The organism is Gilliamella apicola, from assembly GCF_000599985.1.
GTDB classification, from domain to species: domain Bacteria; phylum Pseudomonadota; class Gammaproteobacteria; order Enterobacterales; family Orbaceae; genus Gilliamella; species Gilliamella apicola.
The window spans coordinates 351,847-367,765 of the sequence record NZ_CP007445.1; the positions used below are offsets into that span (position 1 = coordinate 351,847).

General features: G+C 33.8%; 13 protein-coding genes. 2 read left to right on the plus strand and 11 right to left on the minus strand.

All coding sequences use genetic code 11. The features are described from left to right. Positions 1–50: 50 nt before the first annotated feature. The 3 genes from bepA to proS all read right to left on the minus strand — a co-directional run bounded on the left by bepA (position 51) and on the right by proS (position 3,957). Positions 51–1,505 carry a beta-barrel assembly-enhancing protease gene (bepA, locus tag GAPWK_RS01695; RefSeq protein ID WP_025314567.1) on the minus strand — a complete coding sequence of 485 codons (1,455 nt, stop codon included), beginning with the start codon at positions 1,503–1,505 and terminating at the stop codon, positions 51–53. 120 nt (positions 1,506–1,625) lie between these two features. Then, positions 1,626–2,210: a dual specificity protein phosphatase family protein gene (locus GAPWK_RS01700; RefSeq protein ID WP_080692403.1), complete on the minus strand. Its 585-nt coding sequence runs from the start codon at positions 2,208–2,210 to the stop codon at positions 1,626–1,628. Positions 2,211–2,235: 25 nt separating this feature from the next. Beyond that, positions 2,236–3,957, minus strand: a complete 1,722-nt coding sequence (proS, locus tag GAPWK_RS01705; RefSeq protein WP_025314569.1) for a proline--tRNA ligase — start codon at positions 3,955–3,957, stop codon at positions 2,236–2,238. 422 nt (positions 3,958–4,379) lie between these two features. Here proS and GAPWK_RS01710 point away from each other — a divergent pair, with 422 nt between their 5' ends. Continuing rightward, the gene (locus tag GAPWK_RS01710) at positions 4,380–5,681 is read left to right on the plus strand and encodes a serine/threonine transporter (RefSeq protein WP_025314570.1); all 1,302 of its coding nucleotides are present in this window, start codon (positions 4,380–4,382) and stop codon (positions 5,679–5,681) included. A 189-nt stretch (positions 5,682–5,870) separates the two neighbouring features. After that, complete coding sequence (locus GAPWK_RS01715; protein WP_025314571.1) at positions 5,871–7,238, plus strand: L-serine ammonia-lyase; 1,368 nt, start codon at positions 5,871–5,873, stop codon at positions 7,236–7,238. 92 nt (positions 7,239–7,330) lie between these two features. Here the strand turns inward: GAPWK_RS01715 and GAPWK_RS01720 are convergent, their stop codons facing one another. The 8 genes from GAPWK_RS01720 to GAPWK_RS01755 all read right to left on the minus strand — a co-directional run bounded on the left by GAPWK_RS01720 (position 7,331) and on the right by GAPWK_RS01755 (position 15,842). Then, positions 7,331–7,690, minus strand: a complete 360-nt coding sequence (locus GAPWK_RS01720) for a helix-turn-helix domain-containing protein (RefSeq protein WP_025314572.1) — start codon at positions 7,688–7,690, stop codon at positions 7,331–7,333. A 46-nt stretch (positions 7,691–7,736) separates the two neighbouring features. Next, positions 7,737–9,215 (minus strand): bifunctional ADP-dependent NAD(P)H-hydrate dehydratase/NAD(P)H-hydrate epimerase, encoded by a 1,479-nt coding sequence (locus GAPWK_RS01725; protein ID WP_025314573.1) that lies wholly within the window; start codon positions 9,213–9,215, stop codon positions 7,737–7,739. Positions 9,216–9,281: 66 nt separating this feature from the next. Further along, a complete protein-coding gene (mpl, locus tag GAPWK_RS01730; RefSeq protein WP_025314574.1) occupies positions 9,282–10,676 on the minus strand; it encodes a UDP-N-acetylmuramate:L-alanyl-gamma-D-glutamyl-meso-diaminopimelate ligase in 1,395 nt (464 codons plus the stop codon). Between the two features lie 123 nt (positions 10,677–10,799). Further along, a complete protein-coding gene (gene recJ / locus GAPWK_RS01735; RefSeq protein WP_025314575.1) occupies positions 10,800–12,536 on the minus strand; it encodes a single-stranded-DNA-specific exonuclease RecJ in 1,737 nt (578 codons plus the stop codon). Between the two features lie 80 nt (positions 12,537–12,616). Further along, complete coding sequence (gene dsbC / locus GAPWK_RS01740) at positions 12,617–13,318, minus strand: bifunctional protein-disulfide isomerase/oxidoreductase DsbC (protein ID WP_025314576.1); 702 nt, start codon at positions 13,316–13,318, stop codon at positions 12,617–12,619. A gap of 25 nt (positions 13,319–13,343) precedes the next feature. Next, on the minus strand, positions 13,344–14,243 hold the full coding sequence (gene xerD / locus GAPWK_RS01745; protein WP_025314577.1) for a site-specific tyrosine recombinase XerD: 900 nt from the start codon (positions 14,241–14,243) through the stop codon (positions 13,344–13,346). Positions 14,244–14,774: 531 nt separating this feature from the next. Beyond that, positions 14,775–15,383, minus strand: a complete 609-nt coding sequence (locus GAPWK_RS01750) for a hypothetical protein (RefSeq protein ID WP_025314578.1) — start codon at positions 15,381–15,383, stop codon at positions 14,775–14,777. Positions 15,384–15,632: 249 nt separating this feature from the next. Continuing rightward, positions 15,633–15,842 carry a hypothetical protein gene (locus GAPWK_RS01755; protein ID WP_025314579.1) on the minus strand — a complete coding sequence of 70 codons (210 nt, stop codon included), beginning with the start codon at positions 15,840–15,842 and terminating at the stop codon, positions 15,633–15,635. Between the last annotated feature and the right edge of the window lie 77 nt (positions 15,843–15,919).

The window sequence follows — 15,919 nt, forward strand, 5'->3', positions numbered from 1 at the left end:
AATAATGTATTTAATAACATAAAATGAGAGATAATAAATCTATCTAGCGTTTATCTTTTACTGTATTGTGCATAACGTTGTTGTAGTTGTTGTAACTTTTTAATTCTAGCCTCAATCCTCGAAATCATGATTTGATCGCCTTTGGTTTGATTTTTAGCATTTTGCAATATTTGGATTGATCCTTGAAATTGACCTTCTAGTGCAATCAGTTCTGCTTGAGCACTCATTTCTTGCGCTCTTGAATGTGATCCTCCATAAGCTGAAATCAACAATTCCCAACCATTAGTATCATCATTATGATCAAAAGTATATCGATGAAGTAGACTTACAGCTTGTTGATAATTTTTATTTTTCACGTAAGCATTAGCCAAATTAAGTTGTAACGCTGAGCTATTTGGTGATTTTTTTAATGCCGCTTGTAATCGATTAATTGCAGCATTATTGTTATTTGTATTTAAATCAATATCCGTCATTAAATCTATATACCAAATATTATTGGGATCATTATCTAATAATGGTTGTAATTGCTGTTTTGCTCTTTGATAATTGCCACTTCGGTAATCTGCTAGCGCACTACCATAAACCATAGCAATTTTGCTTTGCTCATTATTGAGTTTTTTGTAATCTTCAAGTAATAATTTGCCTGTATTGATATTATTACTGAATAAAATAGCTAATCTTGCTTTAGCTAAATAATAATTGAGTGATGGGGCAACATCTTTTTTAGAATATTGCAGTGAACGATTACGAATATCGGATAAACGACTATTTGGTAGTGGATGAGTAAGTAAAATTTCTGGTGGCTTACTACTAAAACGAGTTTCATCAGCTAACTTTTGCAAGAACTCCGATGAAGCATATGGATCAAATCCTGCTCTGGCAAGTGTTCTTAGACCAACGCGATCGGCTTCTTGTTCATTACTTTGTGTAAAGCTAATCATACTTTGCGTTGAACCCGCCATGGTACTTGTTATTGCCATCATCCCAGCTTCTGGATTGGCTAATGTTAATAATAAAGAACCTAATGTCGCACCCCAGACATAAGGACTGTTGCGATTTTGGTTTTCCATTGCCCTAGCCAAATGACGTTGAGTAACATGACCAATTTCGTGAGCCATGACAGAAGCTAATTGGCTTTCATTAGTCGTATCCAGAATTAACTTAGAGTGAATAACTACATTACCACCAAAAAAAGCAAATGCGTTGAGTACATTGCTTTTCATAATATAAAAATGAAAAGGTGTTTGTACTGATTCGGCTTTTAAAACTAATTTTTTACCTAAATCATTAATATATTGATTTAAAACAGGATCGTTAATGATAGGAGCATCAGCCCGTAATAGGCGCATATAATAATCCCCCATCTCCATCTCTTGTCCTATACTTAATGTTGAAGCTGCGGCAGTACCTATATCAGGAAGGTTGATATTATCGGCATAAACTAATGGGGCATTTTGTAATAATAACGATGTAGATAGTACAAATGCGACTGTTTTTTTTAACATTGTTTCAACCTATAGAGATAAAAATATTAACAGTTTACTATTCTAGCCGAAAAAAAAGACAATTTCACTTGCTAATCAACAGTTAGTTAAATCAGGTATGGATTATAAAAAAATAATAAATTATTGGAATACAGCGGCTCGAATTTTTTCGATATCAACATTTTCGATATATTTGATAATATTAGGATAAACATTATAGTGATGACCAAATTCAGGTTTCATTAACTCATTAATAGCCTGTGGTTTTGACCAATTTTGGAAAACCATACGATACATAGCTACAGCAACACCAGTGCGATCACTACCATGCCAACAATGAATTAAAATTGGTTTAGGTGATTGCTTAATCGCTTTAAGTATTTCAATCATTTTTTCGTCAGAAATATTTCCTGCTCGTATTTTAATCCAAACTTCGGAAAGAGTCGTATTTTCTAACTTGTCACGATCACTATGCAATAGACGCAAGTTAATTATGGTTTTAAAACCTATTTTATCAAGATATTGTATCTGTTTTCTGGTCGGCTGTTCTGATCGTGAAAGATCATCAGATATTTTATAAAAATTATTAGGTAAATTCACACTAGGTTTCATATTAGATTGACAGCCGATTATCATGAAACAGACACAACACAACATTAATGAATTTGCTAACTTTACTTTGATAAAACCATAACAAGCTCTTAATTGTTGTGTTGTGTACAGCATAAAAATAGGTACAATTTATTAATTTTTAAGCCAATTGACGACGGTTTTGGATAAATTCAATGATGTTTTCAATTTTCACCATCTGTTTATCACCACCACAACGATGTTTATATTCCACTTCGCCATTATCTAGATTTCGTTCACCAATAACAATGGTGTGCGGAATCCCAATTAATTCAGCATCTGCAAACATCACACCTGGTCGCTCTTTACGATCGTCAAACAACACATCAATACCTGTTGCTTGTAAATCCGCATAAAGTTTTTCTGCCGTTGCTTGTACTTTTTCAGATTTATACATATTCATAGGAATAATGACAACACTAAATGGCGCGATGGCTTCTGGCCATACAATACCACGATCATCATGGCATTGTTCAATCGCTGCAGCTACAATACGACTTACGCCAATACCATAACAACCCATAATCATAACGTGGTTTTGTCCATCCTCGCCTTGAACCGTTGCTTTCATAGCTTCTGAATATTTAGTTCCAAGTTGGAAAATATGACCAACCTCAATGCCACGTTTAATTTGCAATGTACCTTTACCATCTGGACTAATGTCCCCTTCAACCACATTACGAATATCTTCAATACGTGGTAGTGCAACGTCTCGTTCCCAATTGATATTAAAGTAATGTTTATGATCAATATTGGCTCCGGCACTAAAATCACTCATTACTGCCACATCACGGTCAATAATGATTGGCATATTTAGGTTGATTGGACCTAATGAACCTGGACCAGCATTAACAATAGCACGAATTTCTTCGTCAGTTGCAAATTCTAATGGTGAAGCAACGATATCAATTTTTTCAGCTTTGATTTCATTTAAAGTATGATCACCACGTACCAATAATGCGACTAATTGATGGCCACTCTCTTTCGTTGCTTTTACCATCAATGTTTTAACAGTTTTTTCAATTGGTAAATTGAACTGTTGAACTAATTCATCAATGGTTTTAGCGTTTGGTGTATCAACAATTTCCATTGCTTTAGTTGGTGCTGCACGATTTTGAGACGGCGCTAATGCTTGTGCCATTTCTATATTGGCTGCATAATCCGATTCAGTTGAAAAGACAATATCATCTTCACCGCTGTCAGCTAAGACTTGGAATTCGTGTGACCAATTGCCTCCAATTGATCCTGTATCGGCACGTACAGCCCTGAAGTTTAAACCTGCACGAGTAAACACAGCACTATAAGCTTTGTACATGTCATCATAAGTTTCTTGTAATGATGCTTGTGAAGTATGGAATGAGTAGGCATCTTTCATAATAAATTCACGTGAACGCATTACCCCAAAACGTGGGCGGACTTCATCGCGGAATTTGGTTTGAATTTGATAAACATTCAATGGTAATTGTTTATAAGAACTAACTTCATTTCGTAGTAGGTCGGTAATTACTTCCTCATGCGTTGGTCCTAATACAAAGTCACGATTACCTCGGTCTTTAATTCGTAATAGCTCTGGGCCATATTGTTCCCAACGCCCACTTTCTTGCCAAATATCAGCGGGTTGAACAACAGGCATTAATACTTCAATTGCCCCTGCTTTGTTCATTTCTTCTCGGACAATGTTTTCAACTTTTTTAAGTACACGATAACCAGTCGGCAACCAAGTATATAAACCTGCCGCAACTTTTCGGATCATACCGGCACGTAACATTAATTGATGACTAATTACTTCAGCATCAGCTGGTGTTTCTTTTAACGTAGAAAGAAGATATTTACTGGTTCGCATGAATTTATCCCGAAAAATAATTTACTTATAAATATACTAAAAATTCTTGCTAGTTTAGCAGTACCTAGCGCAACACTAAAGTAATTTTATCGTTATTTTTAATGTGGAATAGATAATAAGACCATCAATAGAGTATCAAACAAAACAATCTACTTATGATAAATGCTAAATCCAATTCAAAAGCACTACACATTATAAATTCGCACTTACAGTAAAATTGCCAGCAATCCGATAAACATTTCGTATTAAAACTGATACTTTATTTTTTTAGAACACAAGAAGTATCAAAATAGATATTTTTTATAAAATATATCATATTGATTATATTTAACTTTTTCCTGTTTGTGTGACGTAGATCACGTTGATAAAGGTCTTAAGTTGCTATCATACGCGCAAAATTTTAGACAAAGGAGTAGTTCAATATGGACCAATTAACCATTAACGAGGGTATAACAACTTCTAAAGAGGATGCTACGTTATCTAAATGGCGTAAAAGCGATACTTTATGGATGTTGAGCCTTTATGGTACGGCAATTGGTGCTGGGGTATTATTTTTACCAATTAATGCAGGCGTAGGTGGATTGATTCCATTACTAGTGATGTTAATTCTTGCTTTTCCTATGACATTTTTTGCTCATCGGGCTTTGTGCCGTTTTGTATTGTCAGGCAAAAGTAAAGACGGTGATATCACAGTTGTAGTTGAGGAAGCGTTTGGTCGCACGGCAGGAAATTGGATAACGGTACTTTATTTTTTTGCTATTTACCCCATTTTACTTGTATATAGTGTAGGCATTACCAATACCGTTGATAGCTTTATGGTGCACCAACTTGGTATGGCGTCACTACCAAGAGCTTTGTTATCATTTATTTTGGTCGCTTTTTTAATGTCGATTGTCCATTTTGGTGAAGAGCTTATTGTAAAAGTTATGTCCATTTTGGTGTTCCCTTTCATTGCTGTGTTAATGATTTTGGCATTATTTTTAATTCCTGAATGGAATGGAGAAATTTTTAATAATATTTCTTTTAGCAGTAATGGTTACAGTGGACATGGTATTTTAATGACACTTTGGTTGGTTATTCCTGTTATGGTTTTTGCATTTAATCATTCGCCAATCATTTCTTCTTTAGCTGTTGCTAAACGTAAAGAATACGGTGAAGCTTATGCCGAATCAAAATGTACTAAAATTATTGCAGCAAGTAATATTATGATGGTTGTAACCGTGATGTTTTTTGTGTTTAGTTGTGCACTTTGTTTATCGCCTGCAGAACTTTTAGAAGCAAAAGCGCAAAATCTTTCAACGTTATCTTATTTAGCCAATCGTTTTAATTCACCGGTTATTGAGTATATTGGTCCGCCAATTGCATTTATTGCTATGGCTAAATCGTTTTTGGGTCACTATTTAGGTGCGAAAGAAGGTTTTAATGGTATAGTGAATAAAGCTTTACGTAGTCGTAATAAAACAATATCTGAAAAGAAACTTGAAAAACTTGCTGTATCATTTATGTTTTTAACAGCATGGGGCATTGCAACACTTAATCCAAGTATTTTAGGTTTAATTGAATCATTAGGTGGCCCAATTCTTGCAGTCCTATTGTTTATAATGCCAATGTATGCAATTCATAAATTACCCGTATTAGCAAAATATCGTGGCAAACTTAGTAATGGTTTTATCGTAATCATGGGATTTATTGCGATTTCAGCCGCTATTTATAATTTAATTTAAGATTATCCCATTAGTTATCATTATTGTTTTATAAACAAAAGCCATTGGCATTAGCCGATGGTTTGTATTATCAATAGGTAAAATAGTATTAATAGTAAATTTGCTTTTTGGCTATTTCGTTACAATAGTAAATTTATAAAGATTTAGACTCGCGTAATTGAGTTGCGTTAGTATCAAAAAAGGAAAAATATGAGTTCGGTATTTGAAATATTTAAAATTGGTATTGGCCCTTCAAGTTCACATACGGTAGGCCCTATGAGAGCAGGGAAGGCATTTGTTGATCAACTGATTAGTAATGATATGATGCCATCGGTGACCAAAATTGTCGCTGATGTCTACGGATCTTTATCGCTAACAGGTAAAGGTCACCAAACAGATATCGCTATTATTATGGGACTTGCTGGCGAAAAACCTGATATGGTGAATATTGATAATATTCCATCTTTTATTGAAAAAATCAGTCAGACACATCGCTTACCGATTTATGATAGTCGTTACGAAATCGATTTTCCTCTTGCTAGTTGTATGGTGTTTCATTCAAAATTTTTACCACTACATGAAAATGGTATGACATTGAGTGCCTATAATGGTGAAACTTTACTGTTTCAGAAAACCTATTATTCAGTAGGTGGCGGTAAAATTGTAGAAGAAGAACAATTTGCAAAGCAAGAACCAGAGTCAATAAAACTGCCTTATCGTTTTTCTTCTGCTGCACAACTATTGAAGCATTGTGAAGATAATTCTTTATCAATTTCAAGTATTATGATGAAAAATGAGCTGCAATTGCATTCGTATGAAGAAATTGAAGATTACTTTTCACGGGTAGGGCAAACTATTTTAGAATGTATCAAACGTGGTATGAATACAGAAGGTTTATTACCAGGACCACTTAAAGTACCACGCCGAGCTTTTTCTCTATATCGTCAGCTATCAACAACGAAAGATCAGATCATTAGTGATCCTATGGTAATCATTGACTGGGTTAATATGTTTGCACTTGCTGTGAGTGAAGAAAACGCAGCAGGGGGCCGCGTAGTTACTGCTCCAACTAATGGTGCTTGCGGTATTATTCCAGCGGTATTGGGTTATTATGATAAATTTATTAACCCCGTTACGCCTGATATCTATATTCGATTCTTTTTAACTTGTGGTGCAATTGGTCAACTTTATCAAATGAATGCTTCTATTTCGGGCGCGGAAGTTGGTTGCCAAGGTGAGGTCGGTGTAGCTTGCTCAATGGCTGCTGCAGGATTAGCTGAACTTTTAGGCGGAAATCCCGAGCAAGTTTGTATGGCTGCCGAAATAGCAATGGAACATAATTTAGGTTTGACTTGCGATCCCGTTGCAGGGCAAGTACAAGTACCATGTATTGAGCGTAATGCTATTGCAGCAGTCAAAGCTATCAATGCCACAAGAATGGCATTAAGACGAATAACTGCAGCAAAAGTAACTTTAGATAAAGTGATTAAAACAATGTATGAAACTGGTAAAGATATGAATGCTAAATACCGAGAGACATCTCGAGGTGGATTGGCAATTACGGTACATTGTAGTTAACAATTCATTTTTTTATCTTCGCCTTTTTTATAATCGGCGAAGATAAAAATTACGTATATTCCGATTGTTAGAGTTTTATTTTTAAGCCTTTTTTAATATTTCCAGCGCATGGTATTTACTTTAGAGCGCAAAAAATCATTTTCAACAAGTACATCAACTTTTTCTTTTTTAGTTGTGCGTTGTTTTCTTTTCCGTTTTGGTTGGTCTACAGAGGTTTTGTGAATGACTTCGTTATAGGCAAGTAAATTATTAAGCTGATCGAGTTCGTCTAATCCTTTAAGAACTGAAATTAATGTTTGTAATGTGATTGATTCACCTTGCTCAATACGCTTTATTGTTGCTATACCAATTTGAGATTTATCTGCAAGTTCTTGTTGCGATAAATTTTTTTCGATTCTAGCCATTTTTATTCGGCGACATAACAATTTTATCATGTCGTTAATTTCATTCATGAATAATCCTTACAGGGTAAACTAAAATTTAAGGTTATTTTTATTACTAAACGTTTAATATATCATTTAAACTTTCAATGATGTCACTGGCTAATAAACTATATTTATTGTGTCTTTTTAAAGCTGCATCACCGGCTAATCCATGTAAGTAAACACTTACTGGGGCTGCTTTTGTTGGCGACAAATGTTGGGCGATAAGTCCTGCCATTATTCCCGTTAAAACATCACCCGTACCTCCTGTCGACATACCATTATTACCAGATTGATTAATATAAGTGGCATGTCCAGGTATTGCGACAATGGTTTTTGCATCTTTTAGAACACAGGTTACGTTAAAGTCTTGGGCAAATTTTTTAGCTGTCATGATAAGATTAGCTTTAATTTTTTCAATCGGTAGATTGACTAATCTAGACATTTCGCCCAAATGTGGCGTAACAATAACCGTTGACTGAGCTTGTTCCAATAATTTTAAATTTTTAGCCAAAGTATTAAGTCCATCAGCATCAATAATTATAGGAATCGTAGCGTATTGTAATACGTGCGCTAAGATTTTATGAGTATCATCCGATACTCCCATTCCTGGTCCAATCACAATGATCGAAGCCCAATTTATTAATTCTTCGAGTTTTGTTATATCGATTTTATTGGGAATGTATGGTGTGAGTAATACTTCAGGTAGTTGTGTTAATAAAATATCACGATTGCATATTGGTGTGTAAATACGTACTAACCCTGCACCAGTTTTATAAGCAGCTTTAGCCGAAAAAAACGCAGCTCCAGACATATTTTCTGAGCCAGCAATAATCAATACTTTACCATAGCTACCCTTGTGGCTATTATTTGATCGCTGTGGTAGTAATTGACTCAACTCATTAGATTGATAAGTATAATGACTTGCTGGAGTATTTGCATAGATACCAATATCCGCAATAGTGATTTCGCCAGCTAATTCAGCCCCAGGATAAAGTGATAAACCAATTTTTGAATAGGCAAACGTTACCGTTTGTTTGGCCTTAATTGCAATACCAAGAATTTTTCCTGTATTGCTGCAAAGTCCCGAAGGAATATCAACAGCGATAACTTCAGCATTACTTTGATTAATCAATTCAATTGTATGAAAAAAATCACCTGTAACAATACGATTAAGCCCTATACCAAAAATGGCATCAACAATAGTTGTATACTTGGCAAATGAATCGGTGGGTGAAGTTGTAAAAGTAATATTATAATGCTGTGCTATTTTTATTTGCTGTAATGTTTCGTTGGAAGCATTTTCTGGATTACCAATTAAATAAACATCCACATCAATATGCTTTAATTTAAGTAGGCGAGCAATGGCAATGCCGTCACCACCATTATTACCATATCCACATACTACAGCTACTTTATTCAAATTATAGTTATTGAGTTGTTTCACAACGGCTAATGCCGCGCGTTCCATTAGTACTAGGGAGGGTAAGCCAATTTCATTTGAGGTATAAGCATCGTAATGCTTCATTTCAGACGAGGTAACTAAGTATTGCATGATACTGCCTCTTTCTGTAAATGAGATGCCACATTAAGTGGCAAAATCATACAGGTAACTCAATGATTAGATTAATGATTGTTCATTCATTTGTTTTTTTAACTGTTGTTTTTTTAGGCTTTCTAAAATTTTATTATGTATTCCGTTAAAACCGCCATTACTCATAATTAAAATGGCATCAGTTGGTTTAGCTGATTTGGTTATCATTTCGACAAGTAAATCGATATCGCCAGACCAGTATGCAGGCTGAATACAACCATCGACAACATCCGCTACTAACCATGGTAATTGTTCAGGTTGGAATATAAAAACTTCATCAGCACGACCAAGTGATGGAGCCAACTCGTCTTTTGATACACCAAGCTTCATTGTATTTGAACGAGGTTCAAGAACGGCTAAAATTCGGCGATTAGCGCCAATTTTGCTACGTAACGCTTCAAGCGTTGCCAAAATCGCAGTTGGATGATGGGCAAAATCGTCATATATTTCTATATTATTAACTTCACCATAAAGTTCTAACCGTCTTTTTGCGTTGATAAACGTACCTAGTGCCGCACAAGCATCCGTAGGTTTAATGCCAACATTATGAGCTGCAGCGATAGCCATCAACGCATTATGCATGTTATATTCACCTACTAAAGAATATTTTACTTCGCCCACTTTTTCGCTATTGTAATAAACCGCAAAATGGCTGGCATCACTATTTATTCGTTGTGCTAACCAACCTGTTTCAGATTCCGTAAAGCTTTGTTCGCTCCAGCAACCTTTAGCTAGTACTTGTTTTAAATTAACATCATCTTGAGGCGTGATGATAAGTCCATTACTTGGTACTAAACGAACTAAGTGATGAAACTGCTTTTGGATTGCACCGAGATCATCAAAAATATCAGCATGATCAAATTCTAAATTGTTCATGATTAATGTTTTAGGGCAATAATGCATGAATTTTGATCGCTTATCAAAAAACGAACAATCGTATTCGTCAGCTTCAATAACAAAAAAGTTACCTTCGCCTAATCTTGCCGAAACATTAAAATTACCAGGAACACCGCCAATAACAAAACCTTGCTTGTAACCTTGTTTTTCTAAAATCCAATTGACCATGCCTGCTGTGGTTGTTTTACCATGTGTACCTGCAACAGCAATTACCCAGCGATCACGTAAAACATTGTCATGTAACCATTGAGGGGCTGAAATATAAGGAATATTATTATCAAGGACATATTCAACACAAGGGTTACCTCTTGATAAAGCATTACCAATAATAACCAGATCAGGGGTAGGGGTCAGTTGTGAAGGATCATACCCTTCAATAATATCAATATGTTCTTTTTGTAAAAGTGTACTCATCGGCGGGTAAACATTTTTGTCTGAACCCGTTACGTTATGACCCTGCGAACGGGCTATTAATGCAATTCCTGTCATAAATGTGCCACAAATTCCTAGAATATGAATATGCATTTTTAGTCCTTAACTTTAATAAAGTATATTGATAATAATATCTGTTTTGTTATCACTATTGTTTTGATTGGCAATTGGATGTAATTCCGAAATGTCTGCATAATTATAGTCGATTTTTATGGCTTATGCGATAGGCCATAAATATCTAATTAATAATTTTGCCATTTGATTACCACGAAATTCATCTACCATTAGATGATAAACAATTTTGACATTTTTTAAAGATTGATCTGGCCACTGTTGTAAATTAGCATTAAATAGTATGCCTTCAATCAGCGGTCCACCTTTTTGTGGTTCCAAAACCAATTTAAGATGTTTTTCAGCAAATAAGCGCTGTTGATGAATTATAAATTCTCCATCAAAAATAGGTTCAGCAAAACCTTCTCCCCAAGGGCCAGCTTCTTTTATATGTTTTGCTATTGCGTAATTAAAATCTTTACCATCAATTTCACCATCTGTTTCAACGATTGGTTCTAGTGATGTCTTAGTTAATTTTGTATTGATTAACTCTTCAAAACAATTTTTAAATTGTTCAAAATTTTCTTCACGAATGGTTAAACCTACTGCCATTGCATGACCACCAAAACTTACAATTAAATTAGGGTATTGCTGATCAAATTCATCTAAAAGATCACGTAAATGTACTCCTGAAATTGATCTTCCTGAGCCTTTTAAAAAACCGTCTGATGTTGAAGCAAATGAGATAACAGGTCGATAATACTTATCTTTTAATCGAGCAGATAAAATACCAATAATACCTTGATGCCATTGTGGATGATAGACAACAAGAATGCTCGGTATGGTTGTTGCTTGATTTTCAATTTGTTGAATAAATGATAATGCTTCTTTATGCATGGTTTGCTCAATCAATTTGCGATCATTATTGAGCATATCAAGATTTTTGGCTTGTTCTAGAGCAGTATCAAAATCATCACAAAGTAATAATTCAACACCTAAAGACATATTATCCATTCTTCCTGCTGCATTTAATCTTGGAGCAACGTAAAAAGCGAGATCGGTTGCAGTGAAAGACGATTGCTCTTTTCTAGCAATATGCAATAAAGCTTTTATTCCTTCACAACAATAGCCCGATCGAATTCTGTTTATGCCTTGATGGACTAATATTCTATTATTGTGATCAAGTTTTACTACATCGGCAATAGTACCTAAAGCTACTAAATCTAATAAATTAGTAACATTGTATGGTGTTAAATTCTTCTTTGTATACCAATCTTCCTCACGCAGTTTTGCCCTTAATGCTAGCATAAAATAAAATGCAACTCCGACGCCAGCCAAATGTTTAGATGGAAAAGTACAATCAGGTAAATTAGGATTAATTATGGCATCTGCATTGGGTAGCTGTTCTGGACATAAGTGATGATCAGTAATAATCACCATTAAATTAGCCTGTTTTGCAAACTCGACAGCTTCAACAGCTGCAATACCATTATCAACAGTGATGATCAAATCCGCGTGTTGTGAAATGGCTTTTTTTACTACACTTACACTTAATCCATAGCCATCTTCAAAGCGATCTGGAATGATATAATCAACAAATTGGCAACCCATTTTTCTAAGCGCTGTGACCATTAATGCCGTACTCGTTGCCCCATCGGTATCGAAGTCACCGACAACGACAATGCGTTTATTCTCTTTCATTGTTGAATAAAGGATTTCAACGGCGCTTTGTGTCCCATCCAATTTATCAAAATTGCATAAATTACGCGTAGTATAGTCAAGTTCATGCATGGATCTAATGCCACGCAATGCGTATATTCGTTGCAATATTTGCGGAATATCTTGTGATAACTCAGGAAAAGATTCAGGTAATTTCCGATGTAATATTTTGGTTTTATTCATATTATAAATGTTAGCGTCGAAACGCTAACATGTGTCTTTATATTCGTTTTTATTAATAATTAAAATTGATGAGTTAAATATTACTTAACCTTTTTATTTAAAATAGCTAGTAATTTATCAGCGGGAACATAGCCAGAAACAAGTTGACCATCAGCTAAAACAATGGCTGGTGTGCCCGTAATACCAATTTGTTTGCCAACGTTAAATTGTTGGGTTACGTAAGGTACCATACTGCTTGCTGGAGAGATAGGATTATCTTTGTAAGCATTTTCAAAAGCAGCTTTACGATCTGCTACACTCCAGATTGATTGCATGTTTTTCCCAACTTCGCTATCAGCCCCTGCACGAGGAAATGCAAAATAGTGTACAGTAATACCCGCATCCAAATATTTATTAATGTTTTCATGCAATAACTTACAATAATGACAAGTATAATCAGTAAATACGGAAATAACATATTTTTCATTATTAGCTTTATAAACAATTGCATCTTTATCAATAGATTTGATTAATTTGGCATTATTACTATTAGCTATATTTTGTGGTTCGCCGTTTTGAACATCAAAGATCGGTCCTTGAGTTAAATATTTACCATCATCAGAAACATAAAAAATACCATCGGGCGTACTCACGCTTTTAAATCCCTTTACTGGACTATTCTCAATTTTTATATCTTTGGATTCATAACCTAATCGGTTTAAGCTTTTTGTAATATCTGTATTAGCTGCTAGTACTGAAGTTGAGATTAATGCCAAACCTATACTTAAAACTATTTTCTTCATTTAATTATCCTTATTTTGTTGAGAACTACGCTCGAGGATGATGTTTGCTATGTAACTGTTTTAGTCTTTCCGTTGCCACATGTGTGTAAATTTGTGTGGTCGACAAGCTGCTATGACCAAGTAGCATTTGCACCACGCGTAAATCCGCGCCATGGTTAAGCAAATGGGTTGCAAAAGCATGTCGAAGTACATGGGGGGAAAGAGCCTCAATATTAATGCCAGTTAGTATGGCATAATATTTAATTCTATGCCAGAAAGTCTGTCTGGTCATTTTTTTACCTAATCTGCTTGGAAATAGTACATCAATTGCACCATTTTTTAAAAGATCATTTCGAGCATATTTAAAATAATATTCTAACCAATAAATCGCTTCTTCACCAAGTGGTACTAAACGTTCTTTATTACCTTTACCTATGATTCGAACGACACCTTGTCGTAAGCTGACATCACTTATTTCTAAATTAACAAGTTCAGAAACACGTAAACCTGTGGCGTAAAGGACTTCTAGCATGGCTTTGTCTCGAAGCTCGATAGGGTCTTCAATACTAGGTGATTCAAGCAAAGCATCAACTTGTGATTCAGTTAAATCTTTGGGCAGTTTTTTGGGTAATTTTGGGGATGATAAAACTGCAGAAGGATCATCAGTACGATAGTTTTCTTGATAAAGATACTGAAAAAATCGTTTAGTTGCACTGAGTAAACGTGCAGAGCTACTGGCTTTATAACCATCTTGAACTCTCTGCATTAAAAAATTCTGTAAATTATCCGTTTGTGCGGTCAATAACGTTACATCTTGTTGTTGTAGTGATTGACTTAATGCTATTAAATCAAGTTTATAAGATGCAATAGTATTTTCAGCTAAATTGCGTTCTAGCCATAATGCATCTAAAAATTGTTGTATTAACAGTTTATTTTGTGCTGGTATATTTTTATCAGATATCAAAAGTCATCTCTACTATCAATTTATGATAATTATTATATACCAACTAAGGATAAGTTGCAGATAGGTTCAAATTGCTGGGCAGTATAATACTTTTCGATATTCAATTATTCGATTTAACCAATTTTTTAACTTAAACGTATAGTGAATCTGAAACTTTTTGACAAAATCATTTCATCAAGCGGTTTATACCAATTTTTGTAAACACATTAGCATCTATTTTTTTATTGTATGCCATTAACTGCATAACGTTATTTAATGTCTAAAGTTTCAAAATAAACAGATCTAAAAAAGTTTGATATCGGTTTTTGTTCAAATATCATTACTTTTATAATTAATCCTTGCTAAAAACATCAATCTTTTCAATTCAAATTTTGTTACAGCATACCTTTTAATAAAATGACCTATTTTGATTATAAACCCACATCTTATAATATATTTATAGAGTTACTTACTGTTAAGTTTATAAACAATTATCATTATTACAATTAAATAATTAACGATTTTTTTGAATCATTATTTATAACATTTATCTATAATAAATTTTCTATCAACTGATTTTTCAAAATTGTTACTTAAATCATCTAAAATATCATCTAAACACTGGATGCGTTGTTTACTAATAGATAACATGTTTTTTTCTTCTGTTTCTAATTTTCCTTTCTTTTCTAACATGTAAGATAGAATTTTATATTGTTGAAGAGTAAATCTGAAATTTGTATATTCGTTCGATGCAGGATCGTCAAAATTCACTTTTGTAGTATCATATTTATTTGCCTTAGCAACTTTTTCCTCTATTTGTAATTTGGTAAACAAGACTATTGATGTTGGATAATCCTTAAAAAAATAAGCAAGGTCGTCAGATACAGCCCATAACGCTATATTATTTTTATTCTCAACAATTTTATTAAACTTATCATCAAAATATTGCTTTTGGGTTACCGTTAACGATGAAATTTTCTTTTCATATAAATCCGTACACTCTTTAATAGGATGATCTGTTATCCAATTCAAATCACAATCATGAATATTTTTAGCGATAGCTTGACTTGCAATACAATTAAAGAAAAATATAAATAAAAATTTATTTAATAACTTGTAACACTGCGACAATATTATGTTCATTTTTTCCTTTTCCTCTATGTTTAATTAAGTAATTATGTAATTTTAGATATTTATTATAATCAATAATCGTTAAACAACCATAAGATATATGCCATATATAGAGATAAAGTGGTCGAGATAAGGGATAAAAAGATAAAGGAAATAAATCTATATAATTTCAAGCAATTTAACTGCTATTAATTAAATCATCTTGATTTTTTTAAATTTTATTTTTTTATTGATAACATTTATCTATATACTTCAATATCATTATCTTCTAACATACTTAATTTCAGATTGAAAATCTTTTCCGTTATAAATGATTACTGGCTCTTTATAAATGAATTTATATAATCCTTCAAAATCAAATTTGAGATTATTTTTTTCAACAAGGCAAAGCTTATTTACTTCTTGTTGCTTTGAATTATCCAATTTCCAATAATTTGGTGGATAGGCACAATGTTTCTCTAATTTATTCATATTGATTGTTCTGAACAATAGATCGCCGCGAAATTTATCCTCTATTTGATAGTGCTGACTGTAACAATAGGTGCTAA

Bases quoted from the DNA above. Each gene is read 5' to 3' on its own strand.
- GAPWK_RS01710 (WP_025314570.1), top strand. From the start codon at position 4,380: ATGGACCAATTAACCATTAACGAGGGTATAACAACTTCTAAAGAGGAT.
- GAPWK_RS01755 (WP_025314579.1), bottom strand. From the start codon at position 15,842: ATGAATAAATTAGAGAAACATTGTGCCTATCCACCAAATTATTGGAAA.
- bepA (WP_025314567.1), bottom strand. From the start codon at position 1,505: ATGTTAAAAAAAACAGTCGCATTTGTACTATCTACATCGTTATTATTA.
- GAPWK_RS01750 (WP_025314578.1), bottom strand. From the start codon at position 15,383: ATGAACATAATATTGTCGCAGTGTTACAAGTTATTAAATAAATTTTTA.
- GAPWK_RS01700 (WP_080692403.1), bottom strand. From the start codon at position 2,210: ATGCTGTACACAACACAACAATTAAGAGCTTGTTATGGTTTTATCAAA.
- proS (WP_025314569.1), bottom strand. From the start codon at position 3,957: ATGCGAACCAGTAAATATCTTCTTTCTACGTTAAAAGAAACACCAGCT.
- GAPWK_RS01725 (WP_025314573.1), bottom strand. From the start codon at position 9,215: ATGCAATACTTAGTTACCTCGTCTGAAATGAAGCATTACGATGCTTAT.
- mpl (WP_025314574.1), bottom strand. From the start codon at position 10,676: ATGCATATTCATATTCTAGGAATTTGTGGCACATTTATGACAGGAATT.
- GAPWK_RS01715 (WP_025314571.1), top strand. From the start codon at position 5,871: ATGAGTTCGGTATTTGAAATATTTAAAATTGGTATTGGCCCTTCAAGT.
- recJ (WP_025314575.1), bottom strand. From the start codon at position 12,536: ATGAATAAAACCAAAATATTACATCGGAAATTACCTGAATCTTTTCCT.
- dsbC (WP_025314576.1), bottom strand. From the start codon at position 13,318: ATGAAGAAAATAGTTTTAAGTATAGGTTTGGCATTAATCTCAACTTCA.
- GAPWK_RS01720 (WP_025314572.1), bottom strand. From the start codon at position 7,690: ATGAATGAAATTAACGACATGATAAAATTGTTATGTCGCCGAATAAAA.